Annotated in this window: 19 protein-coding genes; 4 read left to right on the top strand and 15 right to left on the bottom strand. The window is 62.2% G+C overall.

The window, feature by feature from the left end; all coding sequences use genetic code 11:
• Entirely contained in the window at positions 1-663 is a 663-nt protein-coding gene (locus KJF94_RS09555; protein WP_214382871.1) for a flavin reductase family protein, read from the top strand.
• 182 nt (positions 664-845) lie between these two features.
• Here KJF94_RS09555 and KJF94_RS09550 read toward each other — a convergent pair whose 3' ends face one another.
• The 5 genes from KJF94_RS09550 to KJF94_RS09530 form a co-directional block, all read right to left on the bottom strand.
• A complete protein-coding gene (locus KJF94_RS09550) occupies positions 846-3,944 on the bottom strand; it encodes an error-prone DNA polymerase (protein ID WP_214382869.1) in 3,099 nt (1,032 codons plus the stop codon).
• Positions 3,920-5,335, bottom strand: coding sequence for a Y-family DNA polymerase (locus KJF94_RS09545; protein ID WP_214382867.1), 1,416 nt, complete (start codon positions 5,333-5,335; stop codon positions 3,920-3,922). Before KJF94_RS09545 ends, KJF94_RS09550 begins: the two co-directional genes overlap by 25 nt.
• A gap of 7 nt (positions 5,336-5,342) precedes the next feature.
• The gene (imuA, locus tag KJF94_RS09540) at positions 5,343-5,960 is read right to left on the bottom strand and encodes a translesion DNA synthesis-associated protein ImuA (RefSeq protein ID WP_214382865.1); all 618 of its coding nucleotides are present in this window, start codon (positions 5,958-5,960) and stop codon (positions 5,343-5,345) included.
• Positions 5,960-6,577 (bottom strand): transcriptional repressor LexA, encoded by a 618-nt coding sequence (gene lexA, locus KJF94_RS09535; protein ID WP_214382863.1) that lies wholly within the window; start codon positions 6,575-6,577, stop codon positions 5,960-5,962. Before lexA ends, imuA begins: the two co-directional genes overlap by 1 nt.
• A gap of 145 nt (positions 6,578-6,722) precedes the next feature.
• Positions 6,723-7,652, bottom strand: a complete 930-nt coding sequence (locus KJF94_RS09530) for a LysR family transcriptional regulator (protein ID WP_214382861.1) — start codon at positions 7,650-7,652, stop codon at positions 6,723-6,725.
• Positions 7,653-7,755: 103 nt separating this feature from the next.
• On the opposite strand from KJF94_RS09530, the gene KJF94_RS09525 reads away from it, so the two are divergent.
• Both KJF94_RS09525 and KJF94_RS09520 read left to right on the top strand, forming a co-directional pair.
• Positions 7,756-9,498 (top strand): amidohydrolase, encoded by a 1,743-nt coding sequence (locus tag KJF94_RS09525; RefSeq protein ID WP_214382859.1) that lies wholly within the window; start codon positions 7,756-7,758, stop codon positions 9,496-9,498.
• Between the two features lie 111 nt (positions 9,499-9,609).
• Positions 9,610-10,347, top strand: coding sequence for a TorF family putative porin (locus KJF94_RS09520; protein WP_214382857.1), 738 nt, complete (start codon positions 9,610-9,612; stop codon positions 10,345-10,347).
• 91 nt (positions 10,348-10,438) lie between these two features.
• On the opposite strand, the gene KJF94_RS09515 is transcribed toward KJF94_RS09520, so the two are convergent.
• From KJF94_RS09515 to KJF94_RS09470, 10 genes are all read right to left on the bottom strand, one after another.
• The gene (locus KJF94_RS09515) at positions 10,439-10,714 is read right to left on the bottom strand and encodes a DUF971 domain-containing protein (RefSeq protein ID WP_214382855.1); all 276 of its coding nucleotides are present in this window, start codon (positions 10,712-10,714) and stop codon (positions 10,439-10,441) included.
• Positions 10,711-11,673, bottom strand: a complete 963-nt coding sequence (locus tag KJF94_RS09510) for a HEAT repeat domain-containing protein (RefSeq protein ID WP_214382853.1) — start codon at positions 11,671-11,673, stop codon at positions 10,711-10,713. The genes KJF94_RS09515 and KJF94_RS09510 overlap by 4 nt, the downstream gene beginning before the upstream one ends.
• Complete coding sequence (locus tag KJF94_RS09505) at positions 11,670-12,518, bottom strand: ABC transporter ATP-binding protein (RefSeq protein ID WP_214382851.1); 849 nt, start codon at positions 12,516-12,518, stop codon at positions 11,670-11,672. Before KJF94_RS09505 ends, KJF94_RS09510 begins: the two co-directional genes overlap by 4 nt.
• The gene (locus KJF94_RS09500; RefSeq protein ID WP_214382849.1) at positions 12,518-13,300 is read right to left on the bottom strand and encodes an ABC transporter permease; all 783 of its coding nucleotides are present in this window, start codon (positions 13,298-13,300) and stop codon (positions 12,518-12,520) included. The genes KJF94_RS09505 and KJF94_RS09500 overlap by 1 nt, the downstream gene beginning before the upstream one ends.
• Positions 13,301-13,434: 134 nt before the next feature.
• Positions 13,435-14,853 (bottom strand): ABC transporter substrate-binding protein, encoded by a 1,419-nt coding sequence (locus KJF94_RS09495; RefSeq protein ID WP_214382847.1) that lies wholly within the window; start codon positions 14,851-14,853, stop codon positions 13,435-13,437.
• 235 nt (positions 14,854-15,088) lie between these two features.
• On the bottom strand, positions 15,089-15,334 hold the full coding sequence (locus KJF94_RS09490) for a 4Fe-4S dicluster domain-containing protein (protein WP_214382846.1): 246 nt from the start codon (positions 15,332-15,334) through the stop codon (positions 15,089-15,091).
• A gap of 24 nt (positions 15,335-15,358) precedes the next feature.
• Entirely contained in the window at positions 15,359-17,089 is a 1,731-nt protein-coding gene (locus tag KJF94_RS09485; RefSeq protein WP_214382844.1) for a fumarate reductase/succinate dehydrogenase flavoprotein subunit, read from the bottom strand.
• On the bottom strand, positions 17,086-17,838 hold the full coding sequence (locus KJF94_RS09480; RefSeq protein WP_214382842.1) for a GntR family transcriptional regulator: 753 nt from the start codon (positions 17,836-17,838) through the stop codon (positions 17,086-17,088). Before KJF94_RS09480 ends, KJF94_RS09485 begins: the two co-directional genes overlap by 4 nt.
• A 282-nt stretch (positions 17,839-18,120) precedes the next feature.
• Entirely contained in the window at positions 18,121-19,089 is a 969-nt protein-coding gene (locus tag KJF94_RS09475) for a Gfo/Idh/MocA family protein (protein ID WP_214382841.1), read from the bottom strand.
• Positions 19,090-19,104: 15 nt separating this feature from the next.
• Positions 19,105-19,992, bottom strand: coding sequence for a Dyp-type peroxidase (locus tag KJF94_RS09470; protein WP_214382840.1), 888 nt, complete (start codon positions 19,990-19,992; stop codon positions 19,105-19,107).
• Positions 19,993-20,178: 186 nt separating this feature from the next.
• Here KJF94_RS09470 and KJF94_RS09465 point away from each other — a divergent pair, with 186 nt between their 5' ends.
• Positions 20,179-21,804, top strand: a complete 1,626-nt coding sequence (locus tag KJF94_RS09465) for an NADP-dependent glyceraldehyde-3-phosphate dehydrogenase (protein ID WP_214382839.1) — start codon at positions 20,179-20,181, stop codon at positions 21,802-21,804.
• Positions 21,805-21,807 lie beyond the last annotated feature (3 nt).

Below are 21,807 nucleotides of genomic sequence, written 5' to 3'. Positions count from 1 at the left end.
ATGCAAAGCTTCGACTTCAGCACCCTGAGTGCGCGGGACAAATACAAGATTCTGATCGGCAGCGTGGTGCCTCGGCCCATCGCCCTGGTCACCACGATTGATGGCGAAGGACGGATCAACGCCGCGCCGTTCAGTTTCTTCAATGCGCTGTCGGCCGACCCGCCGATCCTCGCACTGGGCGTTGAGAACTACGGCGACCAAAGCCCCAAGGACACCACCCGCAACATCCAGCTCAATCAGGAATTCACCGTCAACATCGTCAGCGATGCGTTGGTGGAAGCGATGAACGTCTGCGCCGTGCCCTTCGCTCCCGGTTTCGACGAACTGACCGCCGCCGGCCTTACCGCGATTCCCGGTACCACCGTGAAATGCCCTCGCATTGGCGAGGCGCCCGTGGCGCTGGAGTGCCGACGGATGATGGCGCTGTCCATCGGGCAGTCTCGGGAGATCATCTTCGGCGAAGTGCTGATGGCCCATGTGCGGGACGAACTGATCGACCCGAAAACCCTGTACATCGATCAACTGGGGCTCGATGCGATCGGGCGCATGGGTGGACATGGGTATGCGCGTACGCGGGATTATTTCGATTTGCCGACCCGCTCGTTGCAGGCCTGGACGGATGCACCGGGGGGTGGCGAGCGGTTTTGGCCTGTCGCCAAATAAAACGAGCTTGCACATCACCTGTGGCGAGGGAGCTTGCTCCCGCTCGAGTGCGCAGCAGTCGTAAATCCTGCGTGCACGGTGTCATTGAGGCCATTGGGGGCAAGTTTTGAGGCTGCTTCGCAGCCCAGCGGGAGCAAGCTCCCTCGCCACAGACAAATTCGCTCTCCATCGGTCTCCACAGGTCAATGAAAATCCCGACTGCGCACATGGATGCCGTCGAGTAGCGGGCTCAGGTCGCTCAAACGCCCTGCAATCAAATGTCGCACCTCGCCTTCCTTCTCCCAGCGCCCATCGACCTTGAGCAACTGCGATCCGACCAACACCTGTCGTTGCCGATCAGCCAGGTCACGCCAGACCACCACGTTGACGTTGCCGAACTCGTCTTCAAGGGTGACAAAGGTCACGCCACTGGCGGTGCCCGGACGCTGTCGACCGGTCACCAGCCCGGCGACACTGACCGGTCGGCCATGCTCGACCTCCAGCAGCTCCTTCGAACTGCGGCAGCGCCGGGCTTTCAATTCGCCGCGCAACAGGGCCAGCGGATGCGGGCCGAGGGTGGTGCCGAGGCTGTTGTAATCGGCCAGCAGGTCTTCGCCGACCGTGGGTTTTGGCAACGCCACCGCGTCCTCTTCCTGGCTCGGCAAACCGGCGAACAAACCCAATTGTTTCTGCACCCCCGCCACTTCCCAGCGCGCCCGATGCCGGTCACCGGCCAGCCCTCGCAACGCGCCGGCATCGGCCAGTTGCTCCTGCGCACGGGCATCGAGCCGCGCCCGTTCGCCGAGGTCGGCGATGTCGATAAACGCGCCCTTCGCCCTCGCGATTTCGATTCGCTTCGCATCGTCTTCGCGAAAACCCTTGATCATCCGCAGCCCCATGCGAATCGCTGGCTGCGCGCCGATAATCGGTTCGAGGCTGCAATCCCAGTCGCTGGCACGCACGTCCACCGGGCGAATCTGCAAATGATGCCGGCGAGCGTCCTGCAGAATCTGGTCCGGGCTGTAGAAGCCCATGGGCCAGCTGTTGATCAGCGCACAGGCGAAGGCCGCCGGTTCGTGGCATTTCAACCAGCAACTGGCATAGGTCAGCAAGGCAAAACTGGCGGCGTGGGACTCGGGGAATCCGTAGCTGCCGAAGCCTTTGATCTGCTCGAAAATCAGCGCAGAAAATTCAGCCGTATAGCCGTTTTTCTTCATCCCCGCAGCCAAGCGTTCCTTGTGCGGTTCAAGCCCGCCGTGGCGTTTCCAGGCTGCCATGGAACGGCGCAACTGATCAGCCTCGCCGGGGCTGTAATCGGCAGCGACGATGGCGATCTGCATCACTTGCTCCTGAAACAGCGGCACGCCCAACGTACGCTCCAGCACCACCTCGAGTTTCTTCGACGGGTACTTCACTTCTTCTTCGCCATTACGCCGCCGCAGGTACGGATGCACCATCCCGCCCTGAATCGGCCCGGGCCGGACGATGGCCACCTCGATCACCAAATCGTAGAACGTCTTGGGCCTGAGCCTCGGCAGCATCGACATCTGCGCCCGGGACTCGATCTGGAACACCCCGATAGTGTCCGCACGGCCAATCATCTCGTAGGTTTGCGGGTCTTCGGCCGGGACAGTCGCCAGACTCAAATCAAGGTGGCGGTGCCGTCGCAGCAGATCAAAACAGCGGCGGATGGCGCTGAGCATGCCCAGCGCAAGAATATCGACCTTGAGCAAACCGACCGCGTCCAGATCATCCTTGTCCCACTGAATGATGGTGCGCTCGGCCATCGCCGCGTTTTCCACCGGCACAAGGCTGTCCAGCGGCTGCTCGGAAATGACGAAGCCGCCGGGGTGCTGGGACAGGTGCCGGGGGAAACCGATCAGTTGCCCGGTCAGGCCCAGCACCCGGCGCAACACCGGGCTGTCGGGATCGAAGCCCCCTTCACGCAGGCGCTCCACCGGTGGCGTTTCATCACTCCAGTGACCGCAGCAGTCGGCCAGGGCATTGATCTGATCCGGCGGCAAACCCAGCGCTTTGGCCACATCGCGCACCGCACCCGCCGAGTGATACGTGCTGACCACGGCGGTCAGCGCCGCGCGGGTCCGGCCATAACGCTGGAACACATACTGCAAGACTTCTTCGCGGCGTTCGTGCTCGAAGTCCACATCAATATCCGGCGGCTCGTTGCGCTCCTTTGAAAGAAAGCGCTCGAACAACAGCGTGGTGCGATCCGGATCGATTTCCGTGATTCCCAACGCATAACACACCGCCGAGTTGGCGGCTGAACCGCGTCCCTGGCAGAGGATTTTTTGCTCACGAGCAAACCGGACGATGTCGTGAACCGTCAGGAAATAACTTTCGTAACCCAGTTCGGCAATCAGCTCCAGTTCCTTGTCGATCTGCTTGAGCACCTTGGCTTGCGGGCCTTTTGGCCAACGCCATGCGCTCCCCTCGTCGGTCAAATGACGCAGCCAGGACGTGGCCGTCTGACCCTGCGGCACCAGCTCGCGGGGATACTGATAACGCAACTGGCCAAGATCAAAGGCGCAGCGCCGGGCAATGGTCACCGTTTCATCGAGCAACGCTTGCGGGTAGATCGATTGCAAGACATCGAGGCCGCGCAGGTGCCGCTCGCCATTGGGGTGCAGGCGCAGCCCGGCCTCGGCCACCGGCAGGTGATGACGAATGGCGGTCATGGTGTCCTGCAAGGCGCGTCGGCCACGGGTGTGCATGTGCACATCGCCGCTGGCCACTGCCGGGATTCGCAGTTCCCGCGCCAGCGTCAGCAATGCGCTCAATCGCCCTGTGTCGTCCTGGCCGCGATGCAGCTGGACCGCCAGCCAGAGGCGCTCGGCGAACGTCTGTTTCAGCCAGTGACCGCTTTGAAAATCATCGACCGCATCCGGCACCCACAACACCAACAGCCCCGGCAACGGCTCGCTGAAATCCTCCCGCAACACCTGATACTGACCTTTCTGCGTGCGCCGCCGTGCTCGGGTAATCAGCCGGCACAGGTTTTGGTAGCCCTCAAGGTTCTCCACCAGCAGCACCAGTTTCGGACCGTTCTCGATGCGCACTTCGCTGCCGATGATCAGCGGCAGTTCCACGGAGTTGGCCGCTTGCCAGGCGCGGACGATGCCCGCCAGGGTGCATTCATCGGTGATCGCCAGCGCCTGATAGCCCTGTTTTTTCGCCCGCTGAAAGAGCTCAAGGGCGCTGGAAGCACCGCGCTGGAAACTGAAGTTCGACAGGCAGTGCAACTCGGCGTAGTCGATGCTCATGCGAACCAGCCCTGCAACCACAACGGGCCGTCCTCACCGACTGCACGATAGGCCCAGCCATGCTGGCCGGAACGGGTTTCGATCAGGTAGTAATCGCGGCGCACGTCGTCGCCGTCCCACCAACCGGACTCGATGCGCTCCGGGCCCATGAGAATGCGCGTCGAACCTTCATTCACCGCTTGCGGTTCCGTCAGCAACCAGCCGGGACGCTGCACGCCCGGCATGACCCCGCAACGCTGGCTGTCGGCACTGGCCTGCCACGCACACTCCGGCCGGTGATCGGCCTGGAACCGCAAGCCCTGCACCGCGTCATCCCCCAGCCGCGCGCGCAAGCGTTCGCGCAGTTGTTCCCAGGGCAAGGACTGCTGCGGGCGATCGTCGAACAGTTCCTGATACTGGGGAACGAAGGCCGGCAAGTCTTCGGCACGCAGACGAAAACCGCGCACCGGGGCCTCGACCTGAACCTGTTCCAGGCGCCCTCGGGCCAGTTCGAACAACATGGCCGGATCGCGCTCGGCGCTGAGCAGACCAACCTTGATCACGCTGTCCGGTAACCCGGCGTGCTCCAGGTGCAGGTCGAAACGCTGCACGCCGCTGTCGCGACCGCACAGGAACGCCGACAGATCGCCGGTCAGCCGGCGTAACGGAAACAGCAGCGCCTGATGGGACTGCACGTCGAAATTGAGTTCGATGCGCACATCGAACCGGTCCGGCGGCAGGTAGAACGCCAGGGCCAGTCGCCGCGTGCCAAGCAGCGCATCGAGGTGCTTGAGCACCTGAGACTCGAAGCGCCGGGCCAGACTCTGCCGGGGCAATGCCTGCACCTGGCTCAAGGTGCGCAGCCCCATGCGCGACAACGCTGTGGCGACGCTGGCCTCCAGCCCGATCCGGTCGACGGGCAGTTGCCCCAGATGGTGCTGCAAGGCCTGATCGTCGGGCACCACCAGACCGTCATAGGCGTTGGCCAGAATTCGTGCCGCGACCGGGTTGGGCGCCGCCACGATCCGATGCCGAAACCCCAGCTCGCCGAGTTCGGCGCGCAATCGCGCTTCGAGTTGCGGCCAGTCCCCGAACAATCCCAGGCTGGACTCGATTTCAAACACCACCGCTCGCGGGTAATGCACGCTGACCTGGGAGCTGAAGCGGTAGGCCCACGCGGCGAGAAATTGCTGCCAGTGTTCGATCTCGGCAGCGTCGTATTCCGCCGTGACAAAGCCTTTGCTCAACGCCTGGGCGGCGGTCATCGACTGACCGGGTCGCAAGCCCAGCGTCCGCGCCGAAGCGTTGACCGCCTGCAACACCCGACGCTGCGCCGGGCCGGTCAGCAGCGCCAGTGGCTCATCGGGGTCGGCGCGCTGACGCAGTACCGCGTCCAGCGCCAATTGCGGGAAAAGAATACACACCCAGCGCATGGCAACCTCAATGCCCCACGGGGAAGGCAATCGGCGCCGAACGGGCCAGCCCGCCCCGGCACTTGAGCACGCGCAATTGCGCAGGCCTGGCGTCGATGGCGATGCGCAGGGCCGCGGGCGAAGGGTTGATGGCTTCATTGATCGAGCGATAGGCAAACGCCAGGGTCGCGCCGGTTTCCGCCGCCACCTGCAAGCGCCGCAACGCCCGGTCATCAGCCCTGTGCGGCCAGCACAGCACCGCGCCGCAACTGCCCGAACGCAGGCATTGTTCCGCCGCCCACAGGGCATCGCGCCCGCTGGCCTGGATGATCGACAACTGGCGCAGATCGACCCCGGCGTTCTGCCACGCTTGCGGATACGGCACGTACGGCGGCGCCACCAGCACGATGCGCTCGCCCGCCGCCGACAGCCGTGCCAGTGCCGGCCACACCAGTTGCAACTCGCCAACGCCCTGCTCGGCCAGGAGGATTTCGCTCAGCGACGCTTCCGGCCAGCCACCCGTGGGCAACGCCGCATCCAGCGCGGCATGCCCGGTGGGTTGCGGGCTGACGGTCGGGGGCGCAGGCCGGCCTTTCCAGACCTGGCCGCCATTGAACAGCGTGTCCAGCGCAACGACGGCGCCCATCACCCTTGCCTCACCAGACCGCAGAACACCCCTTCGATGGCGAGGTCCTGATCGGGTTGAACGATGATCGGCTTGTAGGCCGGGTTGCGTGGCAACAGGCGAACAGAATCGCCGATCCGCTCGAAACGCTTGATGGTCACTTCGCCGTCGAGCCGCGCCACGACGATCTGACCGTTAAAGGCCTCGGGATTGCGGTGCACGCCCACCAGGTCGCCGTCGAGAATGCCGTCCTCGATCATCGAGTCGCCTTTTACCCGCAGCATGTAATCCGGCACCCGCGAAAAAATCGAAGGATCGAGTAGCAAACGACTGTGCACCTCGGCATCGGCACCGATCGGCGCACCCGCGGCCACCCGGCCTAGGACCGGAATGTCCAGCAACTCGGGCCGCGCCGGTTGCCCAAGCAAACGAATGCCCCGGGCCTGATGCGGATTGACCTCGATGAAACCGGCTTCGGTCAGCGCCAGCACATGCTTGCGCGCCACGCTGCGGGAGGCGAAACCGAAGGCCTCGCTGATTTCAGCGAGGCTCGGGGACTGGCCGTGCTCCGCGATTCGATCGCGGATAAAGGTCAGGATGGCGGTACGGCGGGGCGTTAAAGTCGTCATGGAGTACATTTGTACTCTTTTGCCTTTTTCCTGACAAGTACCACCTGTAGGAGCAGCCGGTCGACGCTCGATTGCTCGCGAAAAACGTCCAGCTGCACCGGTTTCTCTAATGACATAGCGTTATCGTTCACGTCCATCGCGAGCAAGCTTGCTCCTACAAAGGGGTATCACCCAAGCCGCGTGACGCCAGAAACCCTGCGATGTAATCAATAAACGCCACGACCTTGGCCGTCGCCCGCCGATGGCTCGGGTACACCGCCAGAATGTGCGCGCCAAAGCTGTCCGGATCGATGTCGTAGTCAGCCATCACCCGCACCAGCCGCCCGTCGGCAATGTACGGCGCGGCACTCCACAGCGGCGTGTGCAGCAAGCCGCGCCCGGCGAGCGCGTTGGCCAGCAGCAGGTCGTAATTGTCGCTGCGCAAACGCGGCGCCGGCGGTTGCGGCAGGCTCAGACGCTGCCCGTCGCGCTCGGCCCACCAGAATTCGCGGCTGAGCAGCGGATGGCGATACAGCAACCATTCGTGGTCATCGAGGGTTTGCGGCGTAACCGGCAACGCCTTGCGCGCCAGATACGCGGGGCTGGCGCACAACGCCAGGCGATTGCTGCCGACGACGCGGGCAATCAGCCCCGGCAAATCGTCATGGCCTTCGCGCAACGCAAGGTCGTAACCGCTTTCCAGCAGGTTGACGAACTCATCGCACAGGTCCACTTGCAGATTGATCTGCGGGTATTGCTCCAGAAAACCGCCGCAGACCTGATCCAGAAAAGCCTGCCCGTAGGCCAGCGGCGCGGTGATTTTCAGGTTGCCACGCAAGCCATGCTGCAACTGCTCGATTTCCTCGCCGGCCTCGTCCAGTCGCTGCAATACCTGGCGCGCGGTTTCCAGATAGAGCCGCCCGGATTCCGTCAACAGAATTCGGCGGGTGCTGCGCTCGAATAATCGGGCACCCAGCTCGGCTTCCAGGTGATTGACCGCTTTGGTCAGGGCCGACGGTGTCTTGCCCAATTGCTCGGCGGCGCGACTGAAACTGCCCAGTTGCGCCGTGACCACGAACATTTTCAATGCACCCAACTTGTCCATGCTTTTTCCATTCAGGCAAAAACGTTTTTCGTGAGCGAGGCGTTCTGTTGCGCTCGGCCAGCCACTAATCTGGCCATCAGACGCAATAACAAGGAAACATTCAATGAAAAGATTCATCCCGAATCTGTTGATGGCCGCCGTGAGTTTTGCCTCGATGGAAGCCATGGCAGCGGCCGACCTGGTCCTGCTCAATGGCAAGATTTTCACCGCCGACCGCGCCAACCCGAGGGTGCAGGCGCTGGCGGTGCAGGACGGCAAAGTGCTGCAGGCCGGCAGCGATGCGCTGATCAAAAACTTGATCACACCTGAAACCAAAGTGGTCGACCTCGGCGGCAAGGCGTTGATGCCTGGCCTGATCGACAGCCATTCCAACGCTATTTTCGGCGGCCTGGAAATGGTGTCGGCCAATATGCAAGACGAGGTGGTCGACCTCGATGAGCTGGAAAAACGCCTGCGCGGCTGGCGGGATGACGGCAAGGCAAAGCATGGCGATGTGCTGAGCGTGGCCGGCATGAGTTCGGCTTATTGGGCGCAGGCCGAAGCCTTCGGCAAAACATTCAACACGGGCGAATGGGCCAAGGTGCCCGTGGTGTTCACCGGCAGCGACCATCACACTGCGTGGGCCAATAACGCGATGCTCGAACGCGCCGGCATTGATGCCGCGCTGCTGCAAAATCTGCCCGAAGCCGAGAAAGACACCATCGGCAAACTCGCCGATGGCAGCCCCAACGGTTTCGTGGTGGATGCCGGTTGGGACCGCGTCGCGTCGAAAATGCCGGTGCCGAGCGCCGCCGACATGCTCAAAGCCGCGCAATCGGCCGTGCGCTACAACAACAGCCTCGGCATCACCGCGTGGATGGACCCCGCTGCCAACGCCGCCCCCGGCGAGCCGGTGTTCGCGCTCAAACCCACGGAGAAAACCGTCGGTGTGCTGCCCGTTTATAAAGCACTGTCCGAAACCGGCGGCATGAGCGCACACGTCGCCGCGCTGTTGGTGGCCAATCCGAAAAGCGTTCCCGCCGATCTCGACACACTGGACAAGGTACGCCAGCAATTCCAGGGCATCCCCAACCTGACCCTGCCGGGCGTCAAGATCTTCGCCGATGGCGTGATCGAATACCCGGCGCAGAGCGCGGCGATGATCGATCCGTACAGCAACTCGCACAAACAGGGTGAGTTGCTGATCGATCCGAAGCATTTCGGTGAGCTGGTCAGCGCCATCGATCAGCGTGGCTGGCGGGTGCATATCCACGCCATCGGCGACCGCGCGGTGCGCGAGGCGTTGAACGGCATCGCTCAGGCGCGCAAGGATCGCCAGAGCGGCGTGACGCATTCGATCACGCACCTGCAGATGGTCAACCCGAAAGAATTTGCGCGATTCAAACCGCTCAACGTCATCGCCTCGATGCAATTGCTGTGGGCCACCGCCGACGACTACACGCTGGACATGATCAAGCCGTACGTCAGCGCCCTCGCCTTCCGCTATCAATACCCGGCGCACTCGCTGCTCAAACAGGGCGCGACCATCGCTGGCGCCAGTGACTGGCCGGTGTCGTCGCCGAACCCGTGGAACGCCATGGCCCAGGCCATCACCCGCGACGGCCCGTTGGGTGTGCTCAACGCCTCTGAACGCCTCGACCGCGAAACCATGTTCTACGCCTACACCCTGAACGCCGCGCGCACCATCGGCCTGGAGAAGCAGATCGGGTCGCTGAGCCCCGGCAAGCAAGCTGATTTCATCGTGCTGGACCGCGACGTGTTCAGCGTCGACAACAAAGCCCTGCACGACACCCAAGTGCTGCAAACCTGGTTCGCCGGCCGCGAAGTCTACGCCCCCGCCCTCTAAGAACCATCACCTGAAACCACTGCCCGACCCCGCGTTCATCGCCGGGGTTCGGCGCAGCCTTGCGCAAAAAAACTGCCCCTGACAACCACAATAAATAACGGGACGCTATCCATGAAAGCTTTCACCCTGTTCGCCCTCGGTTCCTTGAGCGTGCTGCCCTTGAGCAGTCAGGCGATGCCCTTGAATGACGACTTCGCCGTGCTGGCCGACGTGACCCTGGCCAGTGACTACCGCACCCGCGGCATTTCCCAAACCCAGAATGATCCTGCCTTGCAGGCCAGCGTCACCCTGGCTCACAGCAGCGGTCTTTACGTGGGCGCCTGGAGTTCCAACGTCGATTTCGGCGGTGGCCTGAAAACCCGTCAGGAAGTCGACTACTACGCCGGCTGGCTGTGGCAAGCGACCGATGCGGTCAGCCTGGACCTCGGCTACCTGAAATATGCCTACCCGAAAGAAAGCCAGTTCAATCAGGGCGAGTCCTACGCCATCCTCAGCATCTACGGGGTGAAGCTCGCGGCCTATTACTCCGACGATGCGCCGGGCATCGATAGCAAGCAGAGCTCGCTGTACAGCTATGTGGGTTACGAAACGGAGTTGCCTTACGACACGGGCCTGAAACTGCGATACGGCAACATGGATTTCAAGGATCCGTACCTGTACTCGACCTCGGGCGATGCGCAAGACTCGTACCGCGAATGGGAGGTCAAACTGACCCACGAACTGGTCGGTGTGATACTTGGTTTGAGTTACATCGACACCGACCTGTCGAAAAGCCAGTGCGCCAGCAATTGGGGGTTTGATGATGTGTGCAGCGCCACTGTGGTGGCGAGCATCAGTAAATCCTTCTGACCAACACCGATACCTGTAGGAGCGAGGCTTGCCCGCGAAGGCGATTTGCCTGACACACCGCCTTCGCGGGCAAGCCTCGCTCCTACAGGGTTCACGTCAGGCTGGAGAGGTAGGGCCACGGGTAGATGCCGCGTTCGTGGCCGTCGCTGAAGATCAGTTGCAGGCCGTAGCCTTGTGAGTTGAGTTCGACCACGCGAATGCGTGAATCAACTTTCACGGTCAGCCCTTGCAACCGAAACGCCCGGCATTGCGAGCACGGGCACTGACGACGCAATTCTGCATGATCCAGCAACTGCTCGCGGCCGTCCGGCCAGTTCAGCCGCAGCTGCTGTTTGCTTCGAGAATTGCCGATCGCCAGCGGGTTCATTGCAACTGGCTCAACGCGATGCGCACGGCTTTGCGCACTTCCGGGTCGCCGTCATCTTGCGCGGCCTGCAACGGGGCAATGGCGCCTTTGTCGTTCAATTCGCCGAGCGCCAGCGCGGCTTCCTTGCGCAGATTACTGATGCGGTGGCCGAGGGTTTCGATCAGCGCTTCCAGCGCCGGAGCGTAGCGCAAGCGACCGAGGCTACGGGTGGCGCGCAGGCGCACTTGCCAGTAATCGTCGCTCAGGGCTTCGACCAATGCAGGGCCGGCGTCGGCGTGCCCGACTTTGCCCAACGTGGTGGCGGCTTCTTCGCGCACTTGCCAGGCATTGTCCTGCAAGGCCTGGCGCAGGGATGGCAGGACCAGTGCGTCAGACGCCAGGCCCAACGCCCCGGTGGCGGCGCGACGGACTTCGGTGTCCGGGTCGTCGCTGGCCAGTCGCGCCAGCGCCGGCAACGCATCGAGCTGTTTGAGCCAGCCGAGCACGCCTACCGCCTCGCGGCGAACAGCGGCGTCCGCGTCGTTCAACGCCCCCACAGCAGCAGCGGCGGCATCGGGAAAACGCAACTCGCGCAAGGCTCTGAACGCGGCGATGCGCACACTGATGTCGGCGTGCCCGGTCCACGGCAGAATCACCCGTCCGGCCGCCTCGCTCTTGAGCAGGCTCAAGCTCTGTGCGGCGGCGGATTGCACGGCCAGCGCGGGATCGGTCAGGGCCTGGCACAGCGCCTCGACGACCGGCTCGTCCTCCCAGGCTTCAAGCAAACGCGCGGCTTCGGCGCGGACTTCTTCGGTCGGGTCTTCGGCCAGTCGATTGACCAGCCATAGCAAGCCGTCCGGTTCTTCGAGGTCGGCCAGTTCGATCAGGGCAATCCGGCGCACGCCGGGGTCCTCATCCGTCAGGCGCGGTTGCAGGGCGAGGATGTCGTCGTTATCGGTTACATCGAATAGAGAGGTCATAAGGCAAATCGCGGCAGTTTGTTTTCAGGAGGAAGTCCGAGAGGGTTCAGGCGCGGTAACTGCCGACCGTCTTCGTGACGCAGTAATTCGAGGCAATGGCGCTTCAAGCGGGAGAATTCGTGGCGGGTCACCAGTTCAGTGGTGCGTGGCCGGGGGAAGTCGAGGCGCAGGTCTTCGATGATCCGGCCGGGGCGCGAACTCATCACCAGCAGCCGGTCGGCGAGGAACAGCGCTTCGTCAATGTCATGGGTGACGAACACCACGGTGGTGCGGATGCGCGTCCAGATATCCAGCAGCAGTTCCTGCATGTTCAAGCGGGTCAACGCATCGAGCGCGCCGAAGGGCTCGTCCATCAGCAACAGGCGCGGACGATTGATCAGTACCCGGGCGATTTCCACCCGCTGCTGCATTCCACCGGAGAGCTGATCCGGCCAGCGCTCGGCAAACCCTTCGAGGCCGACCAGCGCGAGAATTTCGTCGGCTGCCCTGTGGCGCTCCGCTTTGCCGATGCCGCGCATTTTCAGGCCGAACGCCACGTTGTCGCGCACCGTGCGCCAAGGGAACAGCGTGTGCTGCTGGAACACCATGCCGCGCTGCGGTGAAGGCGCCGACACGTCTTCGCCGTCGACCTTGAGGCTGCCGGCGCGGGGTTGCAGGTGGCCGGCCAGTGCACCGAGCAAGGTGGATTTGCCGCAACCGGACGGCCCGAGGATGCACACGAACTGGCCCGGTTCGATCTGGCAATCGAGGCCCTGCACCGCCTCGAACGCGGCGCTGCCCTCCCCCAGGCTGATCGAAAGTCCGCGAATATCGACCCGCCCTTCAGGGTGTTGAAAAACGCTCATCAGGTTTTTCCTCGTGGTCGATGCCAGGGGGTGAACAATCCGCCCAGTCGTTTGATCAGCAAGCTGCTGCCCATGCCAAGTACGCCGATCAGCAACATGCCGACCACGATGTCGGCGTAGTTCTGGATGGTGTAGGACTCCCAGGTGTAATAGCCGATGCCGTACTGGCCGGAGATCATCTCCGCGGTCACCAGGCAGAACCACGAGGTGCCCATGCCGATGGCGAGGCCGGTGATGATGCTCGGCGCAGCGCCTGGCAGAATCACCTCCAGCAGGATCGCCCGCCGCCCGGCGCCGAGACTTTTCGCCGAGGCGATCAAGCGTGGATCGACACCTTCGACGCCGTGCACGGTGTTGAGCAGGATCGGGAACAGCGCGCCGGTGAAGGTGATGAAGACCATCGACAACTCGGACGACGGGAACATCAGGATGGCCAAGGGAATCCAGGCCACCGCCGGGATCGGGCGCAGGACTTCCAGTGGCGGCAACAACAGGTCTTCGGCCCATTTCGAACGGCCGATCGCCAGGCCCAACGCGATGCCGATGATCAGCGCCGCGAGGTAACCGGCGAACACCCGGCTGAGGCTGCTGCTCAGGTGCTGGGCGAGCTTGCCGGAGTCGCCGAGGCCCAGCGCCGCTTCAATGACCGCGAGCGGGGTTGGCACGTTGGCGAAGGTGACCAGGCCAAGGTTCCAGTGGTGGCTGGCGGCGAGTTGCCAGAATACAAGGCAGAGCAGTATCGAAGCTGCTCTTGGAATCCAGCGTGCATATGATCCGTACACAATTCTTCCTCTCAACCAAGCCCCCCTGTAGGAGCGAAGCTTGCTCGCGAAGGTGTGTCAGTCGACATCGATTTGGCTGATACACCTTCGCGAGCAAGCTTCGCTCCTACAAGGGGTCTGCGGTGTTCTTGGGGTTAGCGACTGGCAACCGCCTGGGTCGTGGCGTCGGTGAAGTCGAGGACTTTGCCGCCCTGGGCCGTGGCAAATTGCTGGGCCTGGCCCTTGAGCAGGAACGCGCTGAGGCGCCCTTTCGCATCACTGGCAAACCACGCCTGATCCGCCAGCAACTTGATCCCGCTGTCACTCGCCTGGGCATACACCGCGCGGATGTTTTTGCCTTCTGCCTTCAACCCGGCCAACGCTGTGAAAGCAGATTCCGCCGACGCGTACTGACGGACCTTCGGTTCGCCGCGCACCCAGATCTCGGCCACATGGCTGAAGTCGGTGATGGCTTTACCGCTCAAGGCATCCACCGCTTTCAGAGGCGTCTGGCCGTAGTTGGCCAGTTGCGCGGTGTAGTCCAGGTTCGACGCCTTGAACGCGGCGCGGATGTACTGATCGTCGATGAAGGTGTTGAGGTCGAGACCGCGATCCGCCTTCTTCAGCAGCTTGAGGGTGTCGATGGCGGTGCCGACCGCCTGACGGTATTCCGGCTTCCAGCTCAGGTCGCGGGTCTGCACGCCGAGTGGGCCGTGAAACAGGTAATTGACCTCGGCATCGACGCCGGTGACCTTGGCGATCAGCTCGCTGTACTTCTCGGGCTCTGCCGCCAATAACTGGTTGGCTTCGATGCTGGCGCGCAGGTAGGCGACGACGATTTCCGGGTACTTTTTCGCGTAGGCCTGATCGACCAGTGCACCGTGGAACGTTGGCGTGTTGGCCTGGGAACCGTCATAAATCTTGCGGGCAAAACCACGGCTCGGGAAGAGTTCGGCAAAGGGTACGAAGTCAGCGTGGGCGTCGATCTTCCCGGCCTGCAACGCGGAACCGGCGACTTCCGGTGGCTGGGCAATGATGTTCACGTCTTTAAGCGGATCCCAACCTTGCGCGGCCACGGCACGCAGCAACATGCCATGGGCGGTCGAGGCGAACGGCACGGAAATGGTCTTGCCCTTGAGCTCGGCCAGCGACTGCACGCCCGAAGCGCTCGGCACCACGATGCCGTTGCCGCTGCCCTTGATGCTGCCCGACAGCACGCTGATAAACAGGCTGTGCTTGCCGGCGGTTTCGAACGCGACGCCGTTGAACGAGCCTGGGAAATCGGCCATCGCGCCGAAGTCGAGTTTGCCGGCGACCATCTCGTTGGTCAGGGGCGCGCCGCTGGTGAAGTTCTTCCACTCCACTTCATATTTGGCGTCTTTGTATGGGCCGTCGTGGGGCAGGTATTTGTCCAGCAGCCCCAACTCGCGAATCAACAGACCGCCGGCGGCGCAGTTGATGGTGGTGTCCTGGGTGCCGATGGCGATACGGATGGTTTCGGCGGAAGCCGACAAGGTGAATGAGGCCAGTACCAGACCGGCAAATGCTGCACGCAGCGATGTTGGCAAAGACATGGTGAATCCCCTCGAATCATTTATAGGATGTTCGTCTCCGCCACGATCAGGGCGTGGTGGGAAACGAGGGGTGTTTTGAAGCGAGCGTCCGGGGGTGCCGGGTAGCTTTTTTGTTGCCTGGACTGGCCTCATCGCTGGCAAGCCAGCTCCCACAGGGATTTGCAGTGGGACACAGATTTCGCTCGCAACAGAGAACCTTGTGGGAGCTGGCTTGCCAGCGATGGCGTCCTTTCAGTCAACGCAGCAAATAAGGGATTTCGACTTTCACCGCTCCGGTCGGGCAGTCCTTTTCGCACGGCATGCAGTACCAGCATTCATCGAAGGCCATGTAGGCCTTTTGCGTGGCCGGGTTGATCGCCAGCAAGTCCATCGGGCAAACGTCGACGCACACGGTGCAGCCTTTGTGGGCGATGCACAGGTCCTCCTCGACCGTGACCGGCGCGTTGGAGCGAAAGAAGATTTCCTGGGGTTGATAGGCCATTCGCGGTCTCTCCGTTTGTGAAGCTCAGGCCGCAAAGGCACCGACGCGCAGCCGGTCGTAGGCCTGCATTTCTTCGGCATCCAGCGGGATGATGTAAGGCTCGACGGCTTTCTTGAAACTGGTCATCTGGCCGTTTTCATCCTTCTTCAAATGGCAATGGCAGAACCAGTCGCTGTCGTTGCGCTGCGGGTGATCGACCCGATAGTGGTAAAGCCCCCAGCGACTTTCGGCGCGGAACAACGAAGCCCGGGCGGCCATTTCGGCGCAGTCGCGGATCATGCTGACCTCCATGGCGCGCATCAGTTCGTGGGCGTTGTGGGCCTTGATCTGATCGAGGTCGCGCTGGATATCGCTGAAACGCTGCAGGCCGATCTGCATCTTTTTGGTGACTTTCGGCGGCTGCAGGTAATCGTTCACAAAGCGCCGCAACTTGTATTCGACTTGAGCAGGCGGCAGGCCGTGCTCGCGATCCAGTGGCGCGTAGACCCGCTGTTTTTCCGTTTCGATCTGCCGGGCATCGACCGCTGAAAACTCGCGTTGGGCGACGAAGTCCGCCGCGTTGGTGCCGGCAAACCAGCCATAGGTGAACGCACCGAGCATGTAGTTGTGCGGCACCGCCGCAATGTCACCCGCCGAGTACAAACCCTTGACCGAGGTTTCGGCTTTCTCGTTGACCCATACGCCGGAGGCCGAGTGACCGCTGCAAAATCCGATTTCGGAGATGTGCATCTCGACCATCTGCGTGCGGTAATCGGTGCCGCGATTGGCGTGGAACTGGCCACGACTCGGGCGCTCGTTGCTGTGCAGGATTTCTTCGATGTTCTGGATGGTTTCCTCGGCCAGGTGATCGAGCTTGAGGAACACCGGACCGTTGCCGCTTTCGAGTTCCTGGTGGAACTCCCACATCATCTGGCCGCTCCAGTAATCGCATTCGATGAAGCGTTCGCCCTTGTTGTTCGCGGTATAGCCGCCCAATGGACCCGTGACATAGGCGCAGGCCGGGCCGTTGTAATCCTTGATCAGCGGGTTGATCTGGAAGCATTCGAGGTTCGATAGCTCGGCCCCGGCGTGATAGGCCATGGCGTAACCGTCGCCGGCATTGGTCGGGTTTTCGTAGGTGCCCATCAGGTAACCCGAAGACGGCAACCCCAAGCGCCCCGCCGCGCCACAGCACAGGATCACGGCTTTGGCCTTGATCACGTGGAAGTCGGCGGTGCGGCAATCGAAGCCCATCACGCCGTTGACCGCGCCCTCTTCATCCGTCAGCAAACGCGTGCAAACGACGCGATTGGTGATGCTGACCCGCGCCCGTTTCAACTGGCGGTACAGGACTTTCTTGATGTCGTGCCCTTCCGGCATCGGCAGCACGTAGGCGCCCATGTGGTGGACCTTTTTCACCGCGTAGTCGCCGGTTTCGTCCTTCTCGAACTTCACGCCCCAGCGGTCCAGTTGCTCGATAGTTTCGAAGCTGTGGGTTGCATAGGCGTAGACCGCCGCCTGATTGACGATGCCGTCATTGGCGATGGTGATTTCCTTGGTGTACTGCTCCGGCGTCGAGTGGCCGGGAATGATCGCATTGTTCAGGCCGTCCATGCCCATGCTGATCGCGCCGCTGCGCTTGACGTTGGCCTTGTCGATCAGCAGCACCCGCAGATCGCGGTTACGCTCCTTGGCTTTGATCGCCGCCATCGGCCCTGCGGTGCCGCCGCCGATGACGACGATGTCGTATTCCTGTTCGTGTGTCGTTCGGGTCATGCCAGCGCCCCTTTTTGCCGGTCGATCCGCAGGCGGTACTGGAACGCATCGCCGCGGTAGTAAAGGTGTTCGAAGTCCACGGGCTGGCCGCTGGCGTCGTGGGTCAGCCGCTCGATGCGCATGATCGGCGAGCCTGCCTCGACGTTCAGCGCCTGGGTCAGGTCGCTGTCGGCCAGTACGGCGTCGATGGCCAGGTCGGCATGACCGAGGGCCAGGCCGCAGTCGTTTTCGAGGATCAGGAAGATGTCGCGGGTGACCAGATCGGCCTTCTCCAGCCGCTCGCCGATGGCTTTTGGCAGGTAGGTGATTTCCAGCGAAATCGGTTCGCGATTGATCAGGCGCACCCGCTTGATCTGCGCCACGGTCTCGCCTTCGGCCACCTGCAAACGCTCGGCGACGAGTTTGTCAGCGGCAATGAATTTGAAGCTGCGCAGGCGGTTGATCACCTCGTAGCCACGACCGGTCATGGACTCGGCGAGGCCTTGCAGGGTGCTGACGTTCTGGAAGGTTTTCGGCTTGGCGACGAAGGTGCCCTTGCCGTGAATCTTGAAGATCAGCCCTTCTTTCTGCAGATCACCGAGTGCCTGGCGCACGGTGATGCGACTGACTTTGAACAGCGCGCCCAGTTCGCTTTCGGACGGCATCTGGCTGTCTTGCGGGTATTCACCGTCGAGGATGCGAGCGCGCAGGACATCGCGCAGTTGCGTGTGCAAGGGAACGCTGCTTAGGGATAGAACGTTATCGGTCATGGCAGATCACTTGTTATAACGAGTTATGACGTGATCTTAGAGTTCTAATGGCAGGCTTGAGAAATATTGTTTGGGTATAAGGTTAGAGCCGGTCGGATACCTTGATTCAGGCCTGACCAGAACTTTGTGGCGAGGGAGCTTGCTCCCGCTGGGGCGCGGAGCGGCCCCAAAATAGGCAACCGCATCCACTCAGACATACCGCGTACGCAGGAATTACGACTGCTACGCAGCCGAGCGGGAGCAAGCTCCCTCGCCACAAAAGCAGCTTGCCTGGCGCATGGCTTAGCCGCGCTTGAGAATCTGGTCCATCACCCAGTCGGTTTTCAGCGCCTGTCCGGCCACCGCTGGATGCTTGGTCTCACCACGGATATGGGCGTTCATACCCAGCACGTGATGCCACTGAATATGCTGATGATTGTCGATGTCCAGGCTGAGGCTTTTATCCGCTTCAAGCTGCACCGGGTGCTCATCGAACACCGAGAACATGATCCGGCCTTGGCTGCCGATCAGTTCGACCCTATCTTCACGACGGTCCGCCACGAAGTTCCAGCAGCCCATCCCCATCGCCCCCGACGCAAACCGCCAACTGGCGCTAACGGCGTCTTCAGCGGCATACAACCCAGCCTGCCGCGCGGTAAACCCGGCGACTTCGACGATGTCGCCAAGCAGGTACTGGAACAGATCGAAGCCATGGCTGGCGAGGTCGGCAAAGTATCCGCCGCCGGCAATCGTCGGGTCGGTGCGCCAGTTGTCCGCGCCGTCGAGATCAGCAGGCGATGGCGCCTTGGTGAGCGTCCAGGTCAAGTGCCGGACCTCACCGATCCGCCCCTCTTCCAGCCATTGCCGCACTTGCTGGAAGCGCGGCAGCGAACGCCGGTAGTAGGACACGAAAAGATGCAGCCCGGCCTCGGCAAACACCGCCTGCATCTCACGGCTCTGCCCGGCATTCAGCGACATCGGTTTTTCGACGCAGCAATGTTTGCCGGCAGCGGCCACCCTCAGGGCGTAGGCGTGGTGACTGTCGGGTGGCGTGGCGATGTACACCGCGTCCACCTCGGGATCATTGATCAGCGCTGCAGCGTCGGTGTAGACCCGGGCAATGCCGTGGCGCGCGGCATAATCGCTCACCGCGTCCAGTCGCCGCCCCATCACCGCCACCAACGCCGAGCCGGGCGCCTTGTAGAAGGCCGGCCCGCTCTTGCGTTCAGCGACGCTGCCACACCCGATCATGCCCCAGCGCACCACGTTCATAACCACTCCCTGTTTTTAGCCGAGGCGCAAGGCGCGCAAATTCAGATAACCATCCTTGATCGGCGGGCACCAGTAGTAACCGCCGGTGATCGGCCGGCTGATGCGGTACAAACCGTCGGTGATGCCGTCTTCCAGACCGCTCATGCGGCGCAGTTGCGCTTCGAAGGCATCGAGGGAAAAACCGAACGCCAGGAACATCAGGCCGGCGCGATCACCTTCGATCCACGGCATCGAACGGCGCACCACGAACGCTTCCGGGGCGAAGCTTTCCTGGGCGGTGCGTTTGACATGAGCGGAGATCGGCGCGTCATCGAGTTCTTCGTTGTCGCTCAAGCGACGGCCCATGATGTTGTCCTTTTCATCGGACGGCATGGCGTGGAAGCCTTTCAGGTCATGCTGCCATTGCTGGATCGCGGCGAAGCTGCCACCGACCAGACCGTCAGCGCCCTCACCGACCAGCGCGGCAGCCACGGCGGCTTCGTCGTGCGGGTTTTCAGTGCCGTCTTCGTAACCGGTCAGGTCGTGGCCGGTGAGGTGGCGGAAGGTTTCGTTCATCTGCACCAGACGCAGGGCCGGTGCCAGCGCGGCTTCGATGGCGTTGCTGCGATTGAGTAACTCACCACGGTCGACGCCGTGCAGCCAGCACCACAGCGCGTGTTGGGTCGACGGGTTGTCGACGCCGACGCCGGTCAGCGCCGGAAACGGCCGCAGGCCGTCGATCTGCCCGTGCAGCGCCTTGACCAGGGATTCACCGAAACCGACCACTGCCGACTTACCGTCCACCAGCTGTGCCAACTTGTCGAGCGCGGCCGGCAGTGCATCGACGGATTCCAGCGCGAAGAACATATGACGGGCTTGAGGCGGTACTGGGGTGGCGAGAATGCCCGGCTGGTAGTAACTCATATGAACTCCTTAAGAAAGAGCGCGAAGTTTACCCGCAGCGTTGGCCATTGTGTGTTCTCAGGTCAAAAGATCGCGGGTTCGTGAAATCCGGACTTAAAAAGTCGGACCAATAAGGCGTATAACCTTTGAAGTGAATTCTGAACTGCAAGCCGCCAGCGCATGGCTTACATCACATGGAGTAGCGACATGACCACAGCACACATCCTCGGCAACCTGTTTCCCGACTCCAGCGACATCCCGGAAAAATACCGTCTCGACGGCCAGACCGAACAGCGTGAATACCTGGTCGATGGAGAACTGAAAACCTGGTCAGGTCCCCTCGCCCAAGTCCGCAGCCCGGTGTACCTGACCGGTGAAAACGGCGATGAACAAGTCATCCTCGGCAGCACGCCGCTGCTCGATGCCGCCACCGCACTGACCGCCCTTGATGCCGCCGTCCGCGCCTATGACCGGGGCCAGGGCCTGTGGCCGACCATGCGCGTGGCCGAGCGCATCCAGCACGTCGAAACCTTCCTCGGTCGTATGCGCGAACAACGCGACGCGGTGGTCAAGTTGCTGATGTGGGAGATCGGCAAGAACCTCAAGGACTCGGAAAAAGAATTCGACCGCACCTGCGACTACATCGTCGACACCATCAACGCTCTCAAGGAACTCGACCGCCGCTCCAGCCGTTTCGAGCTGGAGCAGGACACCCTGGGCCAGATCCGCCGCGTTCCACTGGGCGTGGCGCTGTGCATGGGACCTTACAACTACCCGCTGAACGAAACCTTCACCACGCTGATTCCGGCGCTGATCATGGGCAACACCGTGGTGTTCAAGCCGGCCAAACTTGGGGTGCTGTTGATTCGCCCACTGCTGGAAGCGTTCCGCGACAGCTTCCCGGCCGGGGTGATCAACGTCATCTACGGCAGCGGCCGCGAGACGGTCAGCGCGCTGATGGCCAGCGGCAAGATCGACATCTTTGCGTTTATCGGCACCAACAAGGCTGCCAGCGACCTGAAAAAACTCCACCCGAAACCGCATCGCTTGCGTGCCGCGCTGGGCCTGGATGCGAAAAACCCGGGCATTGTTTTGCCTGAGGTGGATCTGGACAACGCCGTAAACGAAGCGGTCACCGGTTCCTTGTCCTTCAATGGCCAGCGCTGCACCGCGCTGAAAATCCTCTTCGTCCACGAAGACGTGGTCGAGGCGTTCATCGACAAATTCAACGCCAAACTCGCCAGCCTCAAACCCGGCATGCCGTGGGAAAGCGGCGTGGCCCTGACGCCGTTGCCGGAGTCGGGCAAGGTCGATTATCTGCACGCGCTGGTCGCGGATGCCGTCGGCAAAGGTGCTCGCGTGGTCAACCCCAATGGCGGTGAAGCCCGTGCATCGTTCTTCTATCCGGCGGTGTTGTACCCGGTGACGCCGCAGATGCGCGTCTATCAGGAAGAACAGTTCGGCCCGGTGGTGCCGATCGTGCCTTACCGGCATCTGGACACGGTGATCGATTACGTCCTGGAGTCGGACTTCGGCCAGCAACTGAGTATCTTCGGCACAAACCCGGTGGCGGTCGGCCGGCTGGTGGACACCTTCGCCAACCAGGTCGGGCGGATCAACCTCAACGCCCAGTGTCAGCGCGGTCCGGACACCTACCCGTTCAACGGCCGCAAGAATTCCGCCGAAGGGACGTTGTCGGTGCATGATGCGCTGCGGGTGTTTTCGATTCGCACGCTGGTCGCGACCAAGTTCCAGGAGACCAACAAAGACCTGATCAGCGAAATCATCAGCGGCCGCAGTTCGAGCTTCCTGACCACCGATTACATCTTCTGAGGA

Source organism: Pseudomonas hormoni (assembly GCF_018502625.1).
Classification (GTDB): Bacteria; Pseudomonadota; Gammaproteobacteria; order Pseudomonadales; family Pseudomonadaceae; genus Aquipseudomonas; species Aquipseudomonas hormoni.
The sequence above is the reverse complement of the archived record's forward strand: the minus strand, read 5'-3'. Positions and strand labels throughout refer to the sequence as shown.

Bases quoted from the DNA above. Each gene is read 5' to 3' on its own strand.
- KJF94_RS09555 (WP_214382871.1), top strand. From the start codon at position 1: ATGCAAAGCTTCGACTTCAGCACCCTGAGTGCGCGGGACAAATACAAG.
- KJF94_RS09545 (WP_214382867.1), bottom strand. From the start codon at position 5,335: ATGCGCTGGGTGTGTATTCTTTTCCCGCAATTGGCGCTGGACGCGGTA.
- imuA (WP_214382865.1), bottom strand. From the start codon at position 5,960: ATGGGCGCCGTCGTTGCGCTGGACACGCTGTTCAATGGCGGCCAGGTC.
- lexA (WP_214382863.1), bottom strand. From the start codon at position 6,577: ATGTACTCCATGACGACTTTAACGCCCCGCCGTACCGCCATCCTGACC.
- KJF94_RS09530 (WP_214382861.1), bottom strand. From the start codon at position 7,652: ATGGACAAGTTGGGTGCATTGAAAATGTTCGTGGTCACGGCGCAACTG.
- KJF94_RS09525 (WP_214382859.1), top strand. From the start codon at position 7,756: ATGAAAAGATTCATCCCGAATCTGTTGATGGCCGCCGTGAGTTTTGCC.
- KJF94_RS09520 (WP_214382857.1), top strand. From the start codon at position 9,610: ATGAAAGCTTTCACCCTGTTCGCCCTCGGTTCCTTGAGCGTGCTGCCC.
- KJF94_RS09515 (WP_214382855.1), bottom strand. From the start codon at position 10,714: ATGAACCCGCTGGCGATCGGCAATTCTCGAAGCAAACAGCAGCTGCGG.
- KJF94_RS09510 (WP_214382853.1), bottom strand. From the start codon at position 11,673: ATGACCTCTCTATTCGATGTAACCGATAACGACGACATCCTCGCCCTG.
- KJF94_RS09505 (WP_214382851.1), bottom strand. From the start codon at position 12,518: ATGAGCGTTTTTCAACACCCTGAAGGGCGGGTCGATATTCGCGGACTT.
- KJF94_RS09495 (WP_214382847.1), bottom strand. From the start codon at position 14,853: ATGTCTTTGCCAACATCGCTGCGTGCAGCATTTGCCGGTCTGGTACTG.
- KJF94_RS09490 (WP_214382846.1), bottom strand. From the start codon at position 15,334: ATGGCCTATCAACCCCAGGAAATCTTCTTTCGCTCCAACGCGCCGGTC.
- KJF94_RS09485 (WP_214382844.1), bottom strand. From the start codon at position 17,089: ATGACCCGAACGACACACGAACAGGAATACGACATCGTCGTCATCGGC.
- KJF94_RS09480 (WP_214382842.1), bottom strand. From the start codon at position 17,838: ATGACCGATAACGTTCTATCCCTAAGCAGCGTTCCCTTGCACACGCAA.
- KJF94_RS09475 (WP_214382841.1), bottom strand. From the start codon at position 19,089: ATGAACGTGGTGCGCTGGGGCATGATCGGGTGTGGCAGCGTCGCTGAA.
- KJF94_RS09470 (WP_214382840.1), bottom strand. From the start codon at position 19,992: ATGAGTTACTACCAGCCGGGCATTCTCGCCACCCCAGTACCGCCTCAA.
- KJF94_RS09465 (WP_214382839.1), top strand. From the start codon at position 20,179: ATGACCACAGCACACATCCTCGGCAACCTGTTTCCCGACTCCAGCGAC.